Here is a 20,416-nt window from a genome sequence, read left to right as displayed (position 1 = left end):
CGTTATGAAGAAACTGTATGGTATTGTACTGGCTGCACTCTGTAGTCAGGTCCTGGATGCACAGGCGCCGCTGTCTGCGGAGCAACTGGCCGCAAAACATGCGCTGGTGTACAACAAGCCCGCTCCCGATTTTTTTGAAGGCGCCCTGCTGGGCAATGGCGGCATGGGCGTGGTGGTGACCACCCGGCCCGATGCCGTGGTATTGTATTTCGGACATAACAACGTCTGGGATATCCGCATCGCGGAAAATCACCGCGACTCGCTCCGTGATTTCAACTATGTGTTCAACCGCGTAAAAGATATTCCCGATCTGGCCGGAGATACCTGGTACCAGCAGTACAATGCCATGGCGGCAGATAACTATCACCAGCCTTATCCCCGGCCCTTTCCCTGCGGGTCGCTGGTGCTGGGATTCGACCGCCGTACCGCAGAACTCATCGGGCACACCCTGGATATTTCCAGGGGCGTGTGTACCGTGAAATTTTTAATGGAAGATAAACGCACCGTGTTGCTGGAGTTATTTACGGACATGCAGCACGATCAGCTCTATATGCAGCTGACCGATGCTGCCGGCAAACCCGCCGCCAATATTTTTAACCGCGTGAAAGTGATGACGGATCCTTCCACGCCGGCGGAGTTTCCCCGTCATACCACCGCAGAGGAGCTGGCTGCCGGTAGTTTGTCTTTCCGGCAGATATTGCCCTCAGAAGAACCCCGGAAATACAACCCGGTGACCGGTGCGCCCAAAGACAAAGCATTTCGTTTAACCGTACAGGTGAATACATCGCTGAAAAAGACCTCCCGCATCAACTGGAGCGGCGACCGCGAAGAAATGGGCGCCCTGGAAGCTGCGCTGGCCCCGCAGAATAATTTCAATGCCGTGGTAACGCTGGAAGAAGGATTAAACAGCAAAGTGAGTAAAGCATTAGCCACTGCTGCTGCGCCTACCGCAAGTGCTTACCAGCAGGCCGCTGCGGAGAGTCGCCGGGTATGGTCTGCCTACTGGCGCAAATCTGCCGTACAACTCGGCGATGCGTTCCTGGAAGAACTCTGGTACCGCAATCTTTATTTCCTGAACTGTGCGGCCAGGGAAGGCGTTACCTGCCCCGGCCTGTTTGCCAACTGGAGCTACAACAAAATAGGTACCGCCTGGCACGGCGATTACCATATGAATTACAACACCCAGCAACCTTTCTGGGTTACTTTTTCCAGTAATCATACCGAGAAAAACCTGCCCTATGTGCAGCTGATCGAAGACCTCATGCCGGTAAGCCGGAAATGGGCACAGGAATATTATCATCTGCCCGGCGCTTATTTTCCGCACTCCGCCTACCCGGTGGAAATGACCATGAATCCTTACCCGGTGCCCGACTGGGGCTGGGAAGTCAGTGAAACACCCTGGGCTGTACAGGGTTTGTGGTGGCACTATCTTTACTCCGGTGATACCAGTTTCCTGCGCAGCAGGGCCTATGAGCCGATCCGTGCAGCAGTACAATTTCTCGTGGCTTATATGAAACGCCCCGATGCGCATGGCGGCTCCCGCTGGAAAGACGACCGCTATCACATTTTCCCGACCGTACCGCCGGAGTTGTATGCACTGCGAACCGGCTTTAAATACAACTACGATTGCACCGTTGATCTTACCCTCACAAAATTCATCTTTCATGCCTTTGAACAGGCAACAACCATAATGGGTACTACCGCTAACGAACAAACGTTATTGACTGATATCCGCGACATACTGGCGCACTACCCCGATTATCCTACGGCTATGTCGCATAAGTACGGCAAGGTGCTGGTATCTGTACCGGAAGAACATGACCAGGTAGTATATAATCTCCCAAACCCACTGGTAACAGTATTCCCGGGCGAAGAACATGGATTGCACACCACCGGCGAAACCGCTGTATTATTAAACAACACCTTCCTGCACCAACAGAATGAAGGTGGCAACGACCTCGTGATGCAGCACCTGCAGGCCGCCCGTATAGGCCAGCTGGATCTCGACCGCTTTAGCCGTCAGGTACGTTATTCCCTGCTGCCAAACGGTACCGCCACCGATATGGTAATGCAGACAGGCGGCCGCTACAACGATCAGACGCCTTTTAACTACATGGCGCCCATGGGCATCTGGTTTGAGAATTTTGCACTGCCCGCAGTCGTCAATGAATGCCTGATGCAGGGCTACAATGGCACCATCCGTTTATTTCCCAACTGGTCGAAAACCAAAGATGCTGCCTTTGACAACCTGCGTGCCGCAGGCGCTTTCCTGGTCAGCGCCCGGCAGGCGAAAGGACAGGTGACTGCGGTAAATATTCTCAGTGAAAAAGGACATCCATTGAAAGTAATGGTACCCTGGGGCGCAAAAGGAAGTTATACCAACGCCAGCGGGAAACATGCCATTACAAAAGGAGTACTGGAGTTGAACACTGCTCCCGGAGAGCGGATCAGTTTAAGGCCGTAGGATATTTCGTTTCCCATACATCGTCTAAATAATCTATTGTTTATTGCCAGATAAACCATATATTATGGAGGTGCTTACATAGGGCTTATGTACGGGGGAACAGGGACTGACCTGGGACTGAGGCCATAATTTTGTTATATGGCAGACCGCCTGAATGGGAGGTAAATGCTGTAAAAAACAACGAAGCCGGACGAGTATAACCCGTCCGGCTTCTACAGGAATGCATCCCTGTCAATTATATTGTTTTCTATTTAGACATCTGTTGAATGACTGCTTCTGTTACACCGGTACTGGAAAAACCACCGTCGTGAAAGAGATTCTGCATAGTCACCATTCTGGTGTAATCGGAGAAGAGGGAAACGGTAAACTCCGCGCACTGGTCGGCGGTAGCATTTCCCAGTGGCGACATTTTTTCGGAAAAGCTCACAAAGCCATCGAAGCCGGAAATCCCTTGTCCTGCGGTGGTCATGGTGGGTGACTGTGACACCGTATTGATACGCACATTCTTTTTCATGCCGTACTGGTATCCGAAACTGCGGGTAATGCTTTCCAGCATCGCTTTGATGTCGGCCATTTCGTTGTAGTTGGGGAATGCCAGGTGTGCAGCGATAAAAGTCAATGCCACTACGGAGCCCCATTCATTGATGGCGTCGTGCTTAATGGCGGTTTGCAATACCCGGTGAAAGCTCATGGCGGAGATATCCACCGATTTATGCATGTAGTCGTAGTTCAGATTCGTATAGTCGTTGCCTTTACGTACGTTCACACTCATACCGATAGAGTGCAGGATAAAATCCACACCGCCACCGAAATGTTCTTTTGTTTTGAGGAACAGGTTGTCCAGATCGTCCATATTGGTGACGTCTGCACCAATTACGGGCGCCTTGCATTGCTCTGCCAGCTTGTTGATTTCACCCATCCGGATGGCTACGGGTGCATTGGTTAAAACAATTTCAGCACCTTCTGCTACGCAGCGCAGCGCTGTTTTCCAGGCAATGGATTTTTCATCCAGCGCACCAAAAATAATTCCCTTCTTACCTTTTAATAAATTGTGAGACATGACTAAGTTTTAGTGTAAGGATTGATTAGCTACAGGCAGCTAATGTAGGGTAATTAATGTTGCAGAAAGAGCGCCGGATAAATTTTAACATTTTGTGATATCAGTGGCCGAATTGTTTTTGCAGGTCCATTTGTAACGACCATAATTCCTGCACTGGTACGGCCTTTTTACTCACGTTGTACAGATCTTTCCCTTCTTTGGTAAACAGGAAAGGCGCAAAGCTGAAGGCCTGTGTGCCATTCAGTTTTTCTACTTCGGCCTGCCATCCTTCCCAGCGGAAAGCGCCGTAGAAGCCATCTATATCGCCGGAGCAGCAGAAGGAGATAAAATCACTGTAGTTGATCTCCATGTTTTCCCATTCCAGGGTATCGGGTGCAAAGTAAAATACGCTGCCAATGCCTTCCTGTGGTGCAAGTCCACCGGCATTGATGGCAAAGAAACCACCGATCACATCGTCGGCGATGAGCAGGAACGCCGGAGGATCACCGATGTTGTCAAACGATTTTCCTTCGTTCCATCGCGGAAGGGTGCGGTCCAGTTTTTCGGAGCCGGAGCCCAATACCCTTATCCATCCATGATCTACGAGCAAACCACCGGTTTCATAGATAATGGCGCCCATAGGAGAACGGGTGCTTACCTGTGTTTCATATAAAGTCTGCTCTGCACGGGCACTATCTTTCGGAAGAATTTCAATATGGTTTTTACCATTTTTAATCCAGTCCTTTACCAGGTCCCAGCCTGGTTCTTTCGTATTGATCAGTTCATTGACAGGTTTCATAGCTGCAATATTAAATAAAAAAGCGGTGACACCGGATGGCGCCACCGCTTTTATGCCGGTAACGGGCATTATTGTTTTTTAATGAGACTTTTTAATTCATTGATCTCTTTTTGTTGCTGGATCAGGTAGAGGGTCAACTCCTCGACTTTTTGCAACAGCAGTTTATTCATTTCTCCCACATCCACACCATTCTCTTTCACCTCCGCAGCAGTAGGGATTTCCGGCAGGTGGCCATTTTTTTGAATGAATTGTTCTACAGCGGATAGTTGTGGCAGTTGATAGTCGGGATGAAATACAAAATCAGCCCAGTTGCCCTGCTGGGTAATTTTTAATCGACGCGCGCCCAGGGCGCCTTCTACAACTAATCGATAGTTGTTGTTGGGATTGGTTCCTATCCCTATGCTTCCATTGTTGTTGATGATCATATGATATCTGAGCGGTGCTAACGAGGTGTCAGAATCGGAGGAGAAGAAAGTGAGCAAGCTGTCGAAAGATGCACCAATGCCAAATTTCTTCATGCCTGCTTCCAGTTCAAATGATTGCGCCCGACCAAGTTTAATAGCTTTGCCCCAGCCGGCAGCTGTCCATGGAGCGGATCCGGCAATTTCCAGTTTAGCCGTTGGCGATGGAACGCCAATGCCTACATTGCCGTAAAAGTAATTAATCGGACCCAGTGAATAGGTGCTGCCGGAATAGGTGGAACCATTTGTATTAACGTACCAGTCGGCGGTCGTTTTGAAAGTATGGGTCGTACTGCTTAATGGTTCTGTGTAAGGAAGGGGGCCGTTTGCGGAGCCATCATAAACAGAAACTTTATCATTGTACCTGGAACTAAAGCTATAACTGGTGTTTCCCCTTAGCCAGATGATAATAATCTTTGCATTATTCACACCTGTGGCATCTTTCCAGCCAGCTACGAATTTATTATAATCATAGGGAGCAACTGTATTGATGTACTGGCGGATATCTGCATCAATAAAATGGGAGCCACCGCCCCAATTTGTAGTGTGATACCTGAAGGTAGCAATAATCGAACCCCACCAAAGACCGTTCTGATGAACATAAGACCTGCCAATCTGTAGTTCCGAAACGTCATTGTGGTCCCAGGCAGAATCTGTAAAAACAACGGGGTAATATTTGGTGATATCACCACCAACAGAAAAAGCGCCTTTTACCTGCGCATGACCGGCTACCGTCATAAAGGTTAAGAAACAGCCTATTACCAGGCGTGCTACATGGATGAATTTCATATGTATAGGTTTTAAAAAGGTAAAAATAGAAAATTATTGATGCGATGGAAATAGCATCTTCATGGCAGGTGCCAAAGAAGAAGCCCTTCTGCAGATACACTTATCTGCAGAAGGGCTTCTAAAAATATAACTGAATTTAAATTTCTCCTTTCTTGAGTTGTTGCACGGCGTAATCTACAGCCCTGGCGGTGAGCGCCATATAAGTGAGCGATGGATTCTGCGTAGAGGTGGAAGTCATACATGCACCATCTGTTACGAATACATTGTTGCAGGCATGCATCTGGTTCCATTTATTGAGCATGGATGTTTTGGGATCATTGCCCATACGCACCCCGCCCATTTCGTGAATATCCAGTCCTGGCGCCTGTTTGGAGTCGCCTGTGGAGATATTGGTGAAACCGGCTTTGGTATACATTTCAGTCATCTGCTCGAAGAAATCTTTCAGCATTTTTTCATCGTTATCGTCGTAGTCTACGTCGATATTGATGATGGGAATGCCCCATTCGTCTTTCTTCTGTGCGTCGAGTGTAACGGTGCTCTTTTCTTTGGGAATGGTTTCTCCCATCATGTGTGAGCCAACATACCAGCCTCCGGTTTCGCTGTTGAACAGCTGATCTTTCAGCGTGGTGCCAAATCCATCGGTGTTGGTATGTGATCCTCTACCGGAAGAGAAACCGGCGGCATAACCGCGCAGGAAGTCTGTTTCCTGCTTCTGTACGTTCCGGAAACGTGGCAGATAGGCGCTGGTAGGGCGACGGCCATCTGTGGTGGAGTCTTTGAATCCTTCGTATTGTCCGCCGATATGTCCGCGATAATTGTGGAATGCGAAGTATTTACCGAGCACGCCGCTATCGTTGCCAAAGCCGTTAGGGAAGCGATGGGAAGTGGAATTGAGCAACAGCGCATTGGTGTTTACCGCAGCGGCGTTCACAAAAATCACTTTGGCATAATACTCCATCATTTCTTTGGTGTTGGTATCGATAACGCGCACGCCGCTGGCCTTTCCTAATTTTTCATCAAAGATGATGGAATGTACAACGGAGAAGGGGCGCAGGGTGAGGTTACCGGTTTTTTCTGCCCAGGGGAGGGTAGAGGAGTTGCTGCTGAAATAGCCGCCAAACGGACATCCACGCTGACAAAGATCCCTTTTCTGGCACTGGCCTCTGCCCTGGTCCAGGTGCACTTGCTGCGGTTGCGTTAAATGGGCGCAACGGGCGTAGATGACCTGTCTGTCTTTATAATTGTCTTTTACAAAATCCTTGAAATAATTCTCTACGCAGGAGAGTTCCATGGGTGGCAGGAATTCGCCATCCGGGAGATGTGCCAGGCCGTCCTTATTACCGGAGATGCCCACAAATTTTTCGACATAGCTGTACCAGGGTGCAATGTCTTTGTAACGGATGGGCCAATCGGTGGCAAAGCCGTCGCGGGCCGGGCCTTCAAAGTCGAAGTCGCTCCAGCGCTGTGTCTGACGCGCCCACATCAGCGATTTACCGCCTACCTGGTAACCCCGGATCCAGTCGAACGGTTTCGGTTGTCCGTATGGATGATCGGTGTCTTTCACAAAGAAGTGCATGGCATCTTCTTTATAGGCGTAGCAGCGGCTGATCACCGGGTTCGCAGATTTGATGGCTTCCGGTACCTGGCCACGGTGGGGGAATTCCCAGGGGAACTGGCTGGTAGTGGGATAGTCTTTTAAATGCTTTACATCACGGCCTCTTTCCAGCACCAGTGTTTTCAGCCCTTTTTCTGTGAATTCTTTTGCTGCCCATCCGCCGCTGATGCCGGAGCCAATAACAATGGCATCGAACGTACGGTTTTGCAGACTGGTATTATTGGTACTCATATCGTTGATCGTTAGGAAAGCTTATGGGTAAAAGGTTTCAGCGGTACACATCCGTGGTAGCGTGCAGGTACCAGTTCGTAGACATTTACGTTTGTCAGGAAATATTTGGAACTGGTATAGGCCTGGATGGTGAGTCGTTTGGTAGTCCGGTAGAAAAACGCCACATCGTCTTTGTCATCTTTGGCAGCTTCCATGGAGGTGAGTAATGCGGCGCGTTGCGTAGCATTGCTTTCCAGGAAACTTTTTCCATTCATTTTTTTACTGGCGGCTTCAAAATCTTCCATGCCTTTCAGCCATTTTTGCTGGTCTTCTTTATTGTAGCAGTCGTCCAGCATCAGCAGGGTGAACAAATGGGCAGAAAGCTCTTTGGCGCCTGGGGTGCTGGTAGCCGGGATAATCGTTTCCACGAGTTCTGCCAGCATTTTTCCCTGCTCTCCATCTACCTTGATATTTTTAATCTCCAGGGAAGTTCTGCGGGTGTTCTGAAGACAGGCAGGTAATAACGCCATGCCTGCCGATACATACAGCAACTGCTTTATAGCTGATCGTCTGTTCACTGCCATTGATAGGAATTTTGTGTAATTAAACGGGAATTGGTCTGCATTATTTTGAATCTTAAGCCTCCGCAAAAACGTTATTCATCAGCGTTTCTGACTTGAAATAAGGACTAAATATAAACGAATCCGGGAGTTTTTACAAGGTTTTTTGTAGCAACGGGAAAGTGGTAAGGGCAACCGGTGGTGGCGGGTTTTGTTTTTTAAAGGAAAAATTGACGATGGGGGTAATCCGTTTACCGATGCGGTTAAATAGTCCCAGTTGCACCAGCTGGCCGCCTTTGCTGACATTGATCAACCCTATCTGTAAACCTTTGCCGGTAGTGGTTTTATTACGTAACCCGGCGATGATCACGCCCCGGAAATCATAATGGAGGTTCATGATACCGGATATTTCCAGTCCGCGTACATGAGGGGCCATAGACACCAGGCCGTTGACGCCAATGCCATCCAGGTTAGCCATCAGGCCGCCTCCGCTCAGGGAAATGCCCCTGACGATGGCGCCGTGACCGCTGCTGTCGTTGGGAAAAACATGCGGACTTCCCATTTCACCGAATGGTTCCACCTTTTTTTTGTTGCCGAAGGGAGAAAGTACCACGCCCATTACTGCGTAAATGCTCGCGAATGTGGTAAGGGGATTGAACTCCAGGTTCAGTCCATTTACCTGCAGGGTGTCGGCTTTTTTCCAGGGCAGTGTAATCAGGCTCAATGCATTACCGTTGATGGTGGTGTTTCTGGCTACAGGGGCGGTCCAGATAATGGGCCGCATGTAATGCTTTTTAGGAAGGCTGTCCTGTGCAAAGGCAGGAGGAGCGAAGTACAGGAACAGGAGGCACAGTGTTACAATACGTTTCACGGTAGTGGGATTTAAAACGGGAAAATCGTTTATTTTTTAACCAGGTCTATTAATCCACCGACGATGACAAAGGCAAAACTGCTGAAAGGTACAGTAACTAAGGCTGCCATCAGGTATTGCCCGTCAGCGCGGTTCCATGCTTTGTGATAAGAAAAAATATAAAAAACAAATGGGTGAATGATAAAATACAGCAGCAACATCAGCAGCATGATTTTCCCGCTGCTGACAGGTTCGCCGGGAAGGGTGGATGACCGGATCAGGAGCATGCCAGGTATCAGTATGAGGAGCAGTATGCTACCCAGCAAGCCGATTGTCAGCAGTTGCAGATGGTTGTCTGTTAAGCCTTTTACGATATTACCTGCCAGTTTTTCCATCGGGAAAACAGGTAGTACCGCAATGGCAGGCACAATAATCGTAGCTACCAGCATCAGAGAAACAGCAGTAAAAAGGGCCCCGATGATGAGGCCTTTACGTTTCGGATTTATTTTCATAATTATTTTACTTCACGCCTTTCTCCGGATTCCAGTTACCCCGCATTTTCCGGATGAAGATAATTTGCCCGGTATGATATGCATTATGCGTATTCAGGTCGGCAATGGTGGCATAATTGGAAGATAGTGTTTTTTCATCTGCCTGCGCTATGGCATTCTCCCAGGCAGTGAGTACACTGTCGATGCGTTTCACGGAAGCCTCCCATTGGGCCGCAGTAGTAGCGGAAAAAGTTTCATCATTGTTGCCATTGAACGGGGCGGGTGTTTTACCGTTGAACTTTTCGAGCAGTCCCAGGTCCCAGAAAATGAGGTGATTCAGCAGTTGCGCAATGGAGTGGTTACCGCTGCTGTCTTTCCAGTTGGCCTGTTCTGCCGTCAGTCCTTCTACGGCAGTATTAACCGGCACAAACCATTCCGCTTTGTTATGCGTTGTTTTCAGTTGTTGCAGCAACACGGATTTCAGGGTGGGGGATTGACTGAAGCTACGCAGTGGCAACAACAGGAACGGCAGTACGAAAATTACTTTCATGACGATACAGATTTTGGTGAGGGGTGATGAAACCAAATATAATTCCTTTGAATTGGAAATGCGATGTGGGTCTGGTATATTTATTATGCTGTAAAATTGAAAAAAGGTCAACCACATTAACGGATCAGGTAAAACCTTCCGGCTCCTGTAAAATTATTGCTATTTAAGAAGGGTGTTTATAGGATCGCTAAAAAATGTTTACTTTTGAAAAAATATTTCGTTTACATTATTTACTATGAAAACAGACTCTTTAGCTAATAAAGTATATGTAGAATTACGCCGCAAGATCCTTTCCAACCAACTGGTGCCTGGCATGCGGCTGAAAGAAGACGTATGGGCGAAGAAGATGGAAGTGAGCCGTATGGCGGTAAGAGAGGCGCTGACCCGCCTGCTGGGGGAGAACCTGGTTGTTTTCGGAGAGAAAGGCGGCTACTTTGTGAAGTCGATGAATGCAGATGATATCCGCCAGATCCGGCAGTTAAGGGAACTGTTGGAACTGGGCGCATTACGCCTGGCGGTGCAGCGCAGTGAAGACAGCCATATCCAGGCCCTGGAGAAGATCTGTGACGACTTTACCAATATGGTGCAGAATGGCTACCTGGGCGGCGCCTGTGAAGCCGATATGAAGTTCCATGAAACCCTGGTGGCCAGCGCCTGCAATGATAAGCTGATGGAGCTGTATCAATCCAGCAATATCCCCCTGTTCCATATGAAACTGGGTAAGATGCTGCAGCAGATGGACGACTACGGAGAAACCGATGCAGAACACCGCCAGATCGTTGCCGCCCTGAAAAATAAAGACTTAAAACTCGCGGAAGAAGCGCTGGTAAAGCATCTTGTACGTGGCGAAATTACCACCCTGGAAGTAGAATAACCCCCATTTTCCCAATGCCCCGCTACACGGAATAATTTAATTGGTGAAATTGTTGAGAATATTTTTTTGTTTACAAAATAAATCTATATTTGTAAACATAATCAACGCGCACCTATTAGATCGTGTTTGTGGGTATTGGACTTGCCTTGTGAATGCCGACTGAATAATTTCTGACTTTTCCGGTAAAACCGGCAACTGACAGCTATTGTCGCTGAACGTCCAACCTGTGTCCCGTTCTTTCTATAGGAACAACCGCCTTTTGATTTACCCTCCGTTTAGAAATCGAAAATGTAAACAATATAACGGACTGCTGTAGGAGCAGATCCGTCACGTAAGAAGAACCGCCTGTAATCATCCGTGCTTGCCGGCATAAAAGAGAAAAACGACTACACTTCGCAGGAAGTGACAATGACACGCAGATTAAATGAAAAACGAACGCTGATGGCTAAAGGCCGGCGGCAAAAAAATCAACCTGTTTCGACGTTACATTATCTAAACATTTTATCTAACCAACGAATTATGAAAGGGAATCACCTCTGCCTGTTCGCATGGCTGCTCTTAACGGCCATCTCCCTCTGCCCTCCGCAGCTGCTCCTTGCCCAGGATGCAAGGGAAATCAAAGGAACTGTACTCGATGCGCAAAGCCAGGTACCACTTCCCGGCGTTACTGTACTTGTAAAAGATAGCAAAAACGGCGCGGCTACCGACGCCAAAGGACACTTTACCATCCGTGCAACGGAAACGGATATACTTATTTTCTCCTTCATTGGTTATGATAAAACCGAACAAAGGGTGGGCAACAGCAATCAGCTCTTCGTTTCCCTGCAACCCTCCAAAACAACACTGAACGAAACAGTGGTGATTGGCTACGGTGTGGTGAAAAAGACCTCCGTCACGGCTTCTGTATCCAAAGTAGAAAATACCATCCTCGACCAGGTTCCTGCCGGTCGCCCGGAAGCCGCACTGGTAGGCCGCCTCGCTGGTGTAAATATTTCCCAGACCCGGGGCACCGCCGGTACCGCTCCGTTAATCCGTATCCGTGGCGCCGGTTCCATCAGTGCCGGTAACGACCCGCTCATCGTGATCGACGGTATCCCCGGCGGCAACCTCGGTAGCATCAATATGAACGATGTGCAATCCATAGAAGTACTGAAAGATGCTTCCTCCGCCGCTATCTACGGTTCCCGTGCAGCCGGTGGCGTTATACTCGTGACCATGAAAAAAGGCATGGCAGGTAAAGCGAAATTCAATTTCAACGGGTATGCCGGTTTGTCGAAAGCCATTGTACACAACGACTGGCTCACCGGTCAGGAATATTACGACTATGCCGTGAAATACCAGAACCGCGAATTCGCCTGGGCGGGTGGTGATGTATCCATCCCGGTATGGGGCGATCCAAGAAGACCCGCCGCCTACCAGGTAAGTGATACCATCCGTAAAGGAAATGCCGTAGTATGGCAGGATGCCGTGCTGCAAACAGCGCCCATCCAGAGTTACAACCTCTCTGCCAGCGGTGGCACCGACAAAGTTTCCTACTATGTTTCCGGTACCTATAAAGATGAAAAAGGTACCCTCCATAATACCTGGTTTAAAACCTATGGCGTAAGAGCCAATGTGGATGTGAAAGCCAGCAAGGTGGTGAACGTGGGCTTCATGCTCAATCCCTCTTACTCCAAACGCCGCTTTGCGTCTGTAGATGTAGCCAACTTCTCCAAGTATCCCAGCTTCGTTCAGATCCAGCGTGCCGATGGTACTTATCCCAAGGCGCGTGACTACTGGGGCGCCGTCGTGAGTGGTCAGCTCAATCCTATGGCTACGCTCAATGGTACCGAGTATTACGGCAGCACCTTTGGCAACATCAGCGATATGTACCTGAAACTGAACCTCGCCAAAGGATTATCCTTCCGTTCTTCTGTAGGTACCAACATCGCCTTTAACCAGACCGACCGCTTCCAGGCTTCCTGGGCCAATGGCGGCGGCCAGAGTTCCGGCGGACAGGATAAATCGTCTACCATCAATATCATCAATGAAAATGTACTGAGCTATAATACTACTTTTAAAGGTGGTCATGATCTCTCCGCTATTGCCGGTATGTCGTTCCAACGCAATGATGGCGAGGCATCCAGCTTCTCCGCCACACCGGGTTCCTATAATAACGATATTATTCATACCCTCAATAATGCACTCATCAATCCCGCCGCCACGGTGGTGAGCAAATCCAGCTGGGGACTGGTATCTTATTTCAGCCGTGTGAACTACGCGTATAAAGATAAATACCTGTTGTCGGCCTCCATCAGAACAGATGGCAGCTCCCGCTTCGGTCCCGACAGCAAATGGGGGTACTTCCCATCCGCTTCCGTGGCCTGGAGAGCAAAACAGGAAGACTTCATGAGGGATTTCAAACCCGTGAGTGATCTGAAACTCCGCGCCAGCTACGGCGTAACGGGTAACTTCAATATCGGTGATTTCGCTTATCTCGGTAAGATGAAGGACGCCATCTATGCACCCAACAACACCATCGCCAAAGGACAGGCACAAGCGAACTATGGTAACCCCGAACTGGGCTGGGAAAAAACAAACGGAATCGATCTGGGTATAGAACTCGGCGTGCTCGATAACCGCCTGAGCTTTATATTTGATTACTACAACAAGAAAACAAACAACCTGTTGTATGAAGTGTCCGTACCCATCACCACCGGCTTCTCCAGCGGTTTATCCAACATCGGACAGGTAAGCAATAAAGGGATCGAACTGGAAATTACTTCTAAAAATATCATCGGTAAATTCAACTGGTCTACTTCCTTCAACTTCTCCAAAAACAAAAACAGGGTAGAAGACCTGGGAGGTGTAAACGAAAGAATTACCACCGACCAGTTTGGTATGAGCTGGATTCTCAGGGTAGGAGAGCCGATGTTTTCTTACTATGGCTACAAAACGACCGGTGTGCTGAAAGACGCCGCAGATGTAGCTAACACCCCGGTGCTGGCGGGTTCTAAACCAGGTAATCCAAAATACCAGGATACCGATGGCAACAAAGTGATCAATGCCAACGATAAAATTATTCTCGGCAACTTCCAGCCGAAAGCAATATTTGGAATGGTGAACAATTTCTCCTGGAACAGCTTCGACCTGAGCGTTGCCATCCAGGCTTCTGTAGGCGCGAAGATCTACAACTTTGAAAATGAATACTACCAGGGGGCCCTGGTAGGCGCTATGCGCCGTTCGCTGGTAGAAACACAGTGGTGGTCGCCTACCGATCCCGGTGATGGCAAGATGCCCGCCAGCGCATTGAGTACGCTCAATTACCAGGCAGGTTCCGATGTGTACATCGAAGATGCTTCTTTCCTCTCCGTACGCAATGTGAACCTCGGCTACAACCTGCCGGAAGCACTGATCCGCAAGCTGAGAATGAACAACTGCCGCGTGTATTTCTCTGCCAGCAACCTGATCATGCTGACCAAAAAAGGATTCCACGGTTATAACCCGGAAGGCTACACGAATGGAGAGATCAGTGGTATCAACAGTAAGCCCGGTTACAACACCGGTTCTGAGCCACTGAACCGCACCTATGCACTGGGCTTCAACTTTAATTTTTAATCCGCAAAAGAAACAGAGATGAAAAAGACCTTCATTGCCGTACAGATGCTGCTTTTGCTGGGAATGACCGGCTGCACCGATAAGCTGCTGAACCTGAAACCGGATGATACTTTAACCACCGGTAACTTCTACAAAACTTCCAACGATATTAACCAGGCCACCCTGGGTGTATATAACAGCCTGCAACAAAGAAAGCAGAACGACTACCTTATCATGGAGGTACCCGGCGATAACCTGTATATGTCTGGTAACACCTCCGTAGCCGGCGCCAGCGATATGGACATGCTGGCCGTGAACCAGGATAACAATATTGTAGCCGACTTCTGGGAAGCGACGTATGTAGGCATCGGCAGAGCCAATGCCCTGTTGCAGAACATCGACAATCCGACCGACTACGCCGCCAACATGAAAGACCAGTTCACCGGTGAGGCAAAGTTTATGCGGGCACTGTTTTACTTCGACCTGGTAAGGCTTTTCGGTGGCGTACCTAAAGTCACTACTTCGCTGTCGATCAACGAAGCGAAGAACATGCCCCGCGCTTCCGCAGACGATATCTATGCACTGATCATCAGTGACCTGAAAGACGCTGCAGACAAATTGCCGCTGCCTGCTGGCATTGCCAAAGGCCGTGCAAACAAAGCCGCTGCACTGGGCATGCTGGGTAAGGTATACGTTTACCGGAAAGACTGGGCCAATGCGAAAATCTGTTTTGACAGAGTGAATACGGAGTTCAGTTATAAACTGGAACCGCAGTTCTCCACGCTTTGGAGCCTGGCCACAGAAGATAATAACGAAGTGATCTTCACCATGAAGTACATTGAAAATACCAGTGGTCAGACCTTGTCAACTTCGTATACCCCTAACGGTGGGTTATTCGGTATCGTAGACAGGGGTAATGAAATAGCACTGCCTTCCTGGAGCCTGGATAAATTATTTGTGCCCGGCGACAAGCGCAAAGCGAATACCATCTCCGATATGTATACGCCTGCCAATGGCGCTGCCGCCACCTTCTATCCTTATGTAAACAAGTATGCGGTAAAACATACCATCAACTCTTCCGGCCTGGATATCCCGGTACTGCGGTATGCGGATGTGGTACTGCTCTACGCAGAAACCTTATACAACCTGAACGATAAAGGCAATGCGCTGAAGCAACTGAACCTGGTCAGGGAGAGGGCTTTCGGTGACGCTTCACATGATTATGTGGCCGCAGACATTGCCAGCGCAGATGATTTTCTCAACAAGCTGTTACTGGAAAGACAACTGGAACTGGCCTACGAAAATGAACGCTGGATGGACCTGGTGCGTACCGGTAAATTCCTTACCGTAATGACTAAAGAAGAAAGGCTGTACAACAATGTAACCGGCGTTCCGATGTCCGTTACCTTATCACCAAAGGCTTATATGGCAGTATTCCCGATTCCGAAGAGACAGATTGATCTCTATACGCCGGGTGTGCTGACACAAAACGATCAATATTAATTTTTAGAACAGATAAACAGGGAGCAGTATGTTAAAAAGGTCCGGGATGTTGTTAAAGATGATGGGAGTATGCATCATGATGTTGTGCAGTGGCGTGGCATCCCGGGCCCAATTGACAAAGGGCACCAACGTAAAATCATTTGGTGCAAAAGCAGATGGAAAAACAGATGACATACGCGCCATTCAGGCAGCCATCGATAAAGCAAAAAAACAAGGCAGCCGTGAAACGTTTATACCAGCAGGCCATTATCTCATTTCCCGGGCTATATGCCTGCCTTCGGACTTTACGCTCACCGCAAGTGCCGGCGCTTATATAGATCTCAAAAAAGGGTCCAATGAATATTTGCTGAGAAATGAAGATCTGGTGAATGGTAACAGGAATATCACCGTAACCGGTGGTAAGTGGAACGGTAACGGGTACACACAAAAGCGTACCCTCGCCGCTACCGTGGAAGATTCCCGTTTTTGTTTCGGCTTCTTTTTTTATAAAGTAAACCGGCTGAAAGTAGCGGCATTGCAGATCGACAGCACCCGCAGCTGGGGCATTGCCTATATGGAATGCGATACAGTACATATTCACGACATTCATTTTCAACAGAATCCTTTCCGTGATACCAAAGGCACCAGTGCCCTCATGAACAACGGAGATGGCGTAACTGGTGGCGGAAACCATGTTTTAATAGAAAATATTTCAGGCTTTACCAACGACGACCTGGTAGCCTTTGCAGCTGGCGGCGCCTGTTTCCAGGGAAAGATGGCGCCTTTTCCGGCATACGATTATCACGATATAACGGTAAGGAATATATTTCCGCAGATGGCTTACGATTCTGTTCCCACCTTGAAGGCCGTTGCCTTCTATACTTTTGAGGGCAGGACCGTATCAGATATTACCATCGATCAGGTGCAGGGAAATACCGCTGTCGCATCCGTCTTATTCTACAGCCTGTTCGATAAAGTGGGTTACTTCAATAATGTAACCGTGCGCAATGTCAGCGGTGCCAATGTTTATTCACGGGCGGAGCATCCCGGTTTTCCCACGCTCTATGCGGTGATCAGCGTAAAATATTCGAAGGTAAACCGCATTTCCTTTGAACATATACAGCGTACGGAAACCAGGTACACCAATTCACAGTTCTGGTTCGACGACCAAACGGTAATCGATACCCTGGAGATCCGGCACGTGGATATCAAACATAAAAACATACCGGGCAATCTCTTTATCAATGCGCCTGGCGCGATGATAAAGAACAGCCTGATCTCAGATATACAAATAACCAATATAGAATAGCAGCGCAAGTACGCTGATGAGTATTTCATCAAAAATCTTAACAGTATCTCATTATGAACGCATGGCCCAAATCATCAGCGCTGTTGAAGAGCAACGAACAGTGGATCCCCGGTGGTGTAGTATCGCTGAACCGGAAATCAGACCCTAATATTTGTTTTGAAAAAGGAAAAGGTAGCCGGGTGTGGGACCTGGAAGGCAATGAATACATTGACTACCAGGCGGGGTTTGCAGCGGCATTCCTGGGGCACAATGATCCCGATGTAAACGAAGCGGTACAGCAAACACTTGGCGAAGCCACCTTACTCATGGGTGCCGGTCCTACCAACCTGGAAGGTGAATTTGCACGCCTGTTCTGCGAATGTGTGCCTACGGCAGATAGCGTACAGATTACAACCACCGGTTCTGAAGCCACCTATCATGCCCTTCGTATAGCCCGTGCCGTTACTGGCAGGGATCATATCATCGTTATGCAGGGTGGATACAATGGCTGGCACAACGACGTAGCCTGCAACGTAATCAGCTCCCTGGCCGATGTAGGCGAAAGGGTAAGTCCAGGTGAATATCCGTTCGATTCCTTATCTGCCGGTATTCCCGCACAACATAAAGCACTGGTGCATGTAGTCAATTACAACGACATCGCCTCGGTTGAATATATCATTAAGCGTTACCCGGTAGCGGGCATCCTGCTGGAGCCGATTTTGCAGAATGTGGGTATTGTAAAACCACTGCCCGGTTACCTGGAGTCGCTGCGTAAGCTGGCGGATGAAAATGGTTTCCTGCTCATCTTTGATGAAGTGAAAACCGGTTTCCGTCATGCGCTGGGCGGCTATCAGCAGCTTTGCGGTGTACGCCCGGATCTGAGTACTTTCGGAAAGGCAGTGGCCAACGGTTATCCCATGGGCGTAATTGCCGGTAAAAAAGAGTACCTGGATTATTTTGTACATCCGGAGAAAAGTAAAAGGGTATTGATCGCCGGCACTTTCAATGCACATCCTTTAACGACTGCCGCAGCCATCGCTACGCTGCGTAAGTTATCTGCCGGAGGCGTATATGAACATGTCAATAAGCTGGGGCAGCTGCTGGAAGATGGGTTAAATGATATCTTTTCAGCTACCGGCAGGCCGTTTAATGTGGCCCGCCAGGGTTCTGCTTTCTGCGTATATTTCATGGATCATGCACCGGTAGATTTTCACGATATTGCTACGCATCACGATTTTGCTTTCGATAAAAGTTACAGACTGAAACTGATTGAGCAGGGCATCTTTAATTTTCCATTGCCAATCAAACAAGGAAGCATATCTTTCGCACATACCGTGCAGGATATTGAAGAAACATTAGCCAAAACCAACATCATTGTAGACCAGTTATGAAAATTACAGCCATAGAAACACAGGTATGTCATGCCCGGATGCGCAACTGGATCTTTATCAAGATAGTGACCGATCAGCCGGGATTATGGGGATGGGGTGAAGCTACGCTCGAATGGCACACGCGTGCCGTAGTGGGAGCAGTGGAAGATATCTCGCAACTCCTTATCGGAGAAGATCCGCGCCGTATTGAACACCTGTGGCAGATGATGTACCGCCAGCACTTCTGGCATGGCAACGGTATTGTGCGGGGTACTGCTATCAGCGGTATCGATATTGCCCTCTGGGATATTTTAGGAAAGATACATAACGTGCCCTGTCATGAATTGTGGGGTGGAAGGGTGAGAGATTATATCCGTTTGTACTGCCACCTCGGCGGCGGAAAGATGGAAGACTTTTACGAAACCCGCCCGGATGATGCCGGCCGCTTTGGTGAACTGGCACAACGTGCGGTAGAAGACGGGTTCACGGCCTTTAAATCGATGGCCGTGCCGGAAACCATGCCACTCGAAGGTTTGAAACCGATCCGTTATGCAGAAGCCTGCGTGAAAGCCATGCGGGATGCGGTAGGGGAAGACATCGACATCATGGTCGATTGCCATGCCCGCCCCAGTCCTTTGATGGGGATGCAGTTTGCCAAAGCGCTGGAGCCCTATGGCCTTTACTTCTTCGAAGAGCCTTGCTGGCCTGAAACCATGGACGATATTGCGCTGATCCAGCGCGCAGTGAAAACGCCTATTGCCAGTGGAGAGCGCCTCGTAGGACTGCATGCATTCCGCGATTTGCTGGAGAAGCGTGCGGTGAGTGTGATCCAGCCGGATATTACGCATTGCGGCGGACTTAGTGAAGCACGGCGCATTGCTACGCTGGCAGATGCTTACCGTGTTGCGGTGGCGCCGCATAACCCCCAGGGACCGGTGAGTACCGCCGCGTCTATTGAACTGGGTTTTGCTACGCCTTCCTACGCAATTTGCGAAAGTGTGCACAATGACGTCCCCTGGCGCGACGAGGTAGTGAGCGAGGGCTTTACTGTTGAGAAAAAAGGACGTATTGTGCGTCCGAATCATAAGCCGGGATTAGGCATCGAAATCAATGAGGCGGAAGTAAAGAAGCATCCGTTTCAGCAGGAAGTATTACAACGCACGTTTTACAAAGACGGCAGCGTAGGTGATTGGTAACTATTAAAACAGGACCGGGCATGAAAAAATTATTTGAACAGAAGACTGTGCTGATCAGCGGTGGTTTGGGAGATATTGGTCGCGCTGTGGCGATTGCTTTTGCAGCCGGAGGCGCCAATGTAGCCATTGGCGATGTGCAACCGGCCGCTCAGGCGGCTGCCTTACTGGAACAGCTGGGTCAGTATCCCGTAAAGTGTCACTACACCTGCGTGGATGTATCCGATGCGGCAGCAGTAGATGCCTGGATCACGGAAGCGGAAACGCAGCTGGGCATTGTTCATATGGTAGTAGCCAATGCGGCTACGGTAACGATTGCCGGTTTGTATAAAATCACCGCGGAACAGTGGTCGAAGGAGTTGCGGGTAAATCTCGATGGCGCATTTTATGTGGCCAGGGCGGTAACCAGCAGGTTACTATCGCTCGATATGACCGGCAGTGTGGTGTTTGTAGGCAGCTGGGCAGCAGAAGCAGTACATGCAAATATTCCTGCCTATGCAGTTTCCAAAGCCGGTATGCGGATGCTTTGCCAGTGTATGGCACTGGAACTGGCTCCGCATGGCATTATGGTGAATGAAATTGCACCGGGCTATGTGGATGCCGGTGTAAGCAGGCAGGTATGGGACCAGGCGCCTGATCTGCGCGAAGAGGCCCGTAAAAAGGTGCCGGTACGCGCGCTGATCACTCCGGAAGAAGTGGCGCAACAGGTGGCCCGGCTCTGCGATCCGGCCAATAAACATATTACGGGCAGTATCCTGCTCATGGATGGCGGTCTTTCATTAGTGAGGTAGCAAAAACGCATTTT

16 protein-coding genes are annotated in these 20,416 nt (G+C 49.1%); 8 read left to right on the top strand and 8 right to left on the bottom strand.

The features are described 5' to 3' along the window. Positions 1-4: 4 nt before the first annotated feature. On the top strand, positions 5-2,464 hold the full coding sequence (locus tag BMW79_RS22820) for a glycosyl hydrolase family 95 catalytic domain-containing protein (protein WP_089898416.1): 2,460 nt from the start codon (positions 5-7) through the stop codon (positions 2,462-2,464). A gap of 247 nt (positions 2,465-2,711) precedes the next feature. Here BMW79_RS22820 and BMW79_RS22815 read toward each other — a convergent pair whose 3' ends face one another. From BMW79_RS22815 to BMW79_RS22780, 8 genes are all read right to left on the bottom strand, one after another. Next, positions 2,712-3,524 carry an enoyl-ACP reductase FabI gene (locus BMW79_RS22815; protein ID WP_089898414.1) on the bottom strand — a complete coding sequence of 271 codons (813 nt, stop codon included), beginning with the start codon at positions 3,522-3,524 and terminating at the stop codon, positions 2,712-2,714. Between the two features lie 100 nt (positions 3,525-3,624). Further along, complete coding sequence (locus BMW79_RS22810; RefSeq protein WP_218150416.1) at positions 3,625-4,371, bottom strand: DUF2625 domain-containing protein; 747 nt, start codon at positions 4,369-4,371, stop codon at positions 3,625-3,627. Beyond that, on the bottom strand, positions 4,371-5,552 hold the full coding sequence (locus BMW79_RS22805) for a hypothetical protein (RefSeq protein ID WP_089898412.1): 1,182 nt from the start codon (positions 5,550-5,552) through the stop codon (positions 4,371-4,373). Before BMW79_RS22805 ends, BMW79_RS22810 begins: the two co-directional genes overlap by 1 nt. Positions 5,553-5,688: 136 nt before the next feature. Then, the gene (locus BMW79_RS22800; protein ID WP_089898410.1) at positions 5,689-7,398 is read right to left on the bottom strand and encodes a GMC oxidoreductase; all 1,710 of its coding nucleotides are present in this window, start codon (positions 7,396-7,398) and stop codon (positions 5,689-5,691) included. A gap of 11 nt (positions 7,399-7,409) precedes the next feature. Beyond that, a complete protein-coding gene (locus tag BMW79_RS22795; RefSeq protein ID WP_089898407.1) occupies positions 7,410-7,961 on the bottom strand; it encodes a gluconate 2-dehydrogenase subunit 3 family protein in 552 nt (183 codons plus the stop codon). 130 nt (positions 7,962-8,091) lie between these two features. Beyond that, positions 8,092-8,808, bottom strand: coding sequence for a hypothetical protein (locus tag BMW79_RS22790; protein ID WP_089898406.1), 717 nt, complete (start codon positions 8,806-8,808; stop codon positions 8,092-8,094). 29 nt (positions 8,809-8,837) lie between these two features. Then, complete coding sequence (locus BMW79_RS22785) at positions 8,838-9,299, bottom strand: hypothetical protein (RefSeq protein ID WP_089898403.1); 462 nt, start codon at positions 9,297-9,299, stop codon at positions 8,838-8,840. Between the two features lie 7 nt (positions 9,300-9,306). Then, positions 9,307-9,828: a DinB family protein gene (locus BMW79_RS22780; RefSeq protein WP_089898401.1), complete on the bottom strand. Its 522-nt coding sequence runs from the start codon at positions 9,826-9,828 to the stop codon at positions 9,307-9,309. A gap of 235 nt (positions 9,829-10,063) precedes the next feature. Between BMW79_RS22780 and BMW79_RS22775 the strand changes: the two genes are divergently transcribed. The 7 genes from BMW79_RS22775 (at position 10,064) to BMW79_RS22745 (ending at position 20,402) form a co-directional block, all read left to right on the top strand. After that, positions 10,064-10,702 (top strand): GntR family transcriptional regulator, encoded by a 639-nt coding sequence (locus BMW79_RS22775; RefSeq protein ID WP_089898400.1) that lies wholly within the window; start codon positions 10,064-10,066, stop codon positions 10,700-10,702. A 519-nt stretch (positions 10,703-11,221) separates the two neighbouring features. Beyond that, a complete protein-coding gene (locus tag BMW79_RS22770; RefSeq protein WP_089898398.1) occupies positions 11,222-14,299 on the top strand; it encodes a SusC/RagA family TonB-linked outer membrane protein in 3,078 nt (1,025 codons plus the stop codon). 18 nt (positions 14,300-14,317) lie between these two features. Continuing rightward, complete coding sequence (locus BMW79_RS22765) at positions 14,318-15,781, top strand: RagB/SusD family nutrient uptake outer membrane protein (RefSeq protein ID WP_089898397.1); 1,464 nt, start codon at positions 14,318-14,320, stop codon at positions 15,779-15,781. Between the two features lie 28 nt (positions 15,782-15,809). Continuing rightward, a complete protein-coding gene (locus BMW79_RS22760) occupies positions 15,810-17,069 on the top strand; it encodes a glycosyl hydrolase family 28-related protein (RefSeq protein WP_089898395.1) in 1,260 nt (419 codons plus the stop codon). Positions 17,070-17,122: 53 nt separating this feature from the next. Continuing rightward, a complete protein-coding gene (locus BMW79_RS22755) occupies positions 17,123-18,439 on the top strand; it encodes an aspartate aminotransferase family protein (protein WP_089898393.1) in 1,317 nt (438 codons plus the stop codon). Further along, the gene (gene dgoD / locus BMW79_RS22750; RefSeq protein WP_089898391.1) at positions 18,436-19,614 is read left to right on the top strand and encodes a galactonate dehydratase; all 1,179 of its coding nucleotides are present in this window, start codon (positions 18,436-18,438) and stop codon (positions 19,612-19,614) included. The genes BMW79_RS22755 and dgoD overlap by 4 nt, the downstream gene beginning before the upstream one ends. A gap of 20 nt (positions 19,615-19,634) precedes the next feature. Beyond that, the gene (locus tag BMW79_RS22745) at positions 19,635-20,402 is read left to right on the top strand and encodes an SDR family NAD(P)-dependent oxidoreductase (protein WP_089898390.1); all 768 of its coding nucleotides are present in this window, start codon (positions 19,635-19,637) and stop codon (positions 20,400-20,402) included. Positions 20,403-20,416: the final 14 nt, after the last annotated feature.

This window comes from Chitinophaga arvensicola (assembly GCF_900110835.1).
GTDB classification, from domain to species: domain Bacteria; phylum Bacteroidota; class Bacteroidia; order Chitinophagales; family Chitinophagaceae; genus Chitinophaga; species Chitinophaga arvensicola.
This window is presented reverse-complemented; position numbering and strand designations above follow the sequence as displayed.

Excerpts from the sequence above, each read along its gene's own strand:
- BMW79_RS22820 (WP_089898416.1), top strand. The coding sequence starts at position 5 with ATGAAGAAACTGTATGGTATTGTACTGGCTGCACTCTGTAGTCAGGTC.
- BMW79_RS22815 (WP_089898414.1), bottom strand. The coding sequence starts at position 3,524 with ATGTCTCACAATTTATTAAAAGGTAAGAAGGGAATTATTTTTGGTGCG.
- BMW79_RS22810 (WP_218150416.1), bottom strand. The coding sequence starts at position 4,371 with ATGCCCGTTACCGGCATAAAAGCGGTGGCGCCATCCGGTGTCACCGCT.
- BMW79_RS22805 (WP_089898412.1), bottom strand. The coding sequence starts at position 5,552 with ATGAAATTCATCCATGTAGCACGCCTGGTAATAGGCTGTTTCTTAACC.
- BMW79_RS22800 (WP_089898410.1), bottom strand. The coding sequence starts at position 7,398 with ATGAGTACCAATAATACCAGTCTGCAAAACCGTACGTTCGATGCCATT.
- BMW79_RS22795 (WP_089898407.1), bottom strand. The coding sequence starts at position 7,961 with ATGGCAGTGAACAGACGATCAGCTATAAAGCAGTTGCTGTATGTATCG.
- BMW79_RS22785 (WP_089898403.1), bottom strand. The coding sequence starts at position 9,299 with ATGAAAATAAATCCGAAACGTAAAGGCCTCATCATCGGGGCCCTTTTT.
- BMW79_RS22780 (WP_089898401.1), bottom strand. The coding sequence starts at position 9,828 with ATGAAAGTAATTTTCGTACTGCCGTTCCTGTTGTTGCCACTGCGTAGC.
- BMW79_RS22775 (WP_089898400.1), top strand. The coding sequence starts at position 10,064 with ATGAAAACAGACTCTTTAGCTAATAAAGTATATGTAGAATTACGCCGC.
- BMW79_RS22770 (WP_089898398.1), top strand. The coding sequence starts at position 11,222 with ATGAAAGGGAATCACCTCTGCCTGTTCGCATGGCTGCTCTTAACGGCC.
- BMW79_RS22765 (WP_089898397.1), top strand. The coding sequence starts at position 14,318 with ATGAAAAAGACCTTCATTGCCGTACAGATGCTGCTTTTGCTGGGAATG.
- BMW79_RS22760 (WP_089898395.1), top strand. The coding sequence starts at position 15,810 with ATGTTAAAAAGGTCCGGGATGTTGTTAAAGATGATGGGAGTATGCATC.
- BMW79_RS22755 (WP_089898393.1), top strand. The coding sequence starts at position 17,123 with ATGAACGCATGGCCCAAATCATCAGCGCTGTTGAAGAGCAACGAACAG.
- dgoD (WP_089898391.1), top strand. The coding sequence starts at position 18,436 with ATGAAAATTACAGCCATAGAAACACAGGTATGTCATGCCCGGATGCGC.
- BMW79_RS22745 (WP_089898390.1), top strand. The coding sequence starts at position 19,635 with ATGAAAAAATTATTTGAACAGAAGACTGTGCTGATCAGCGGTGGTTTG.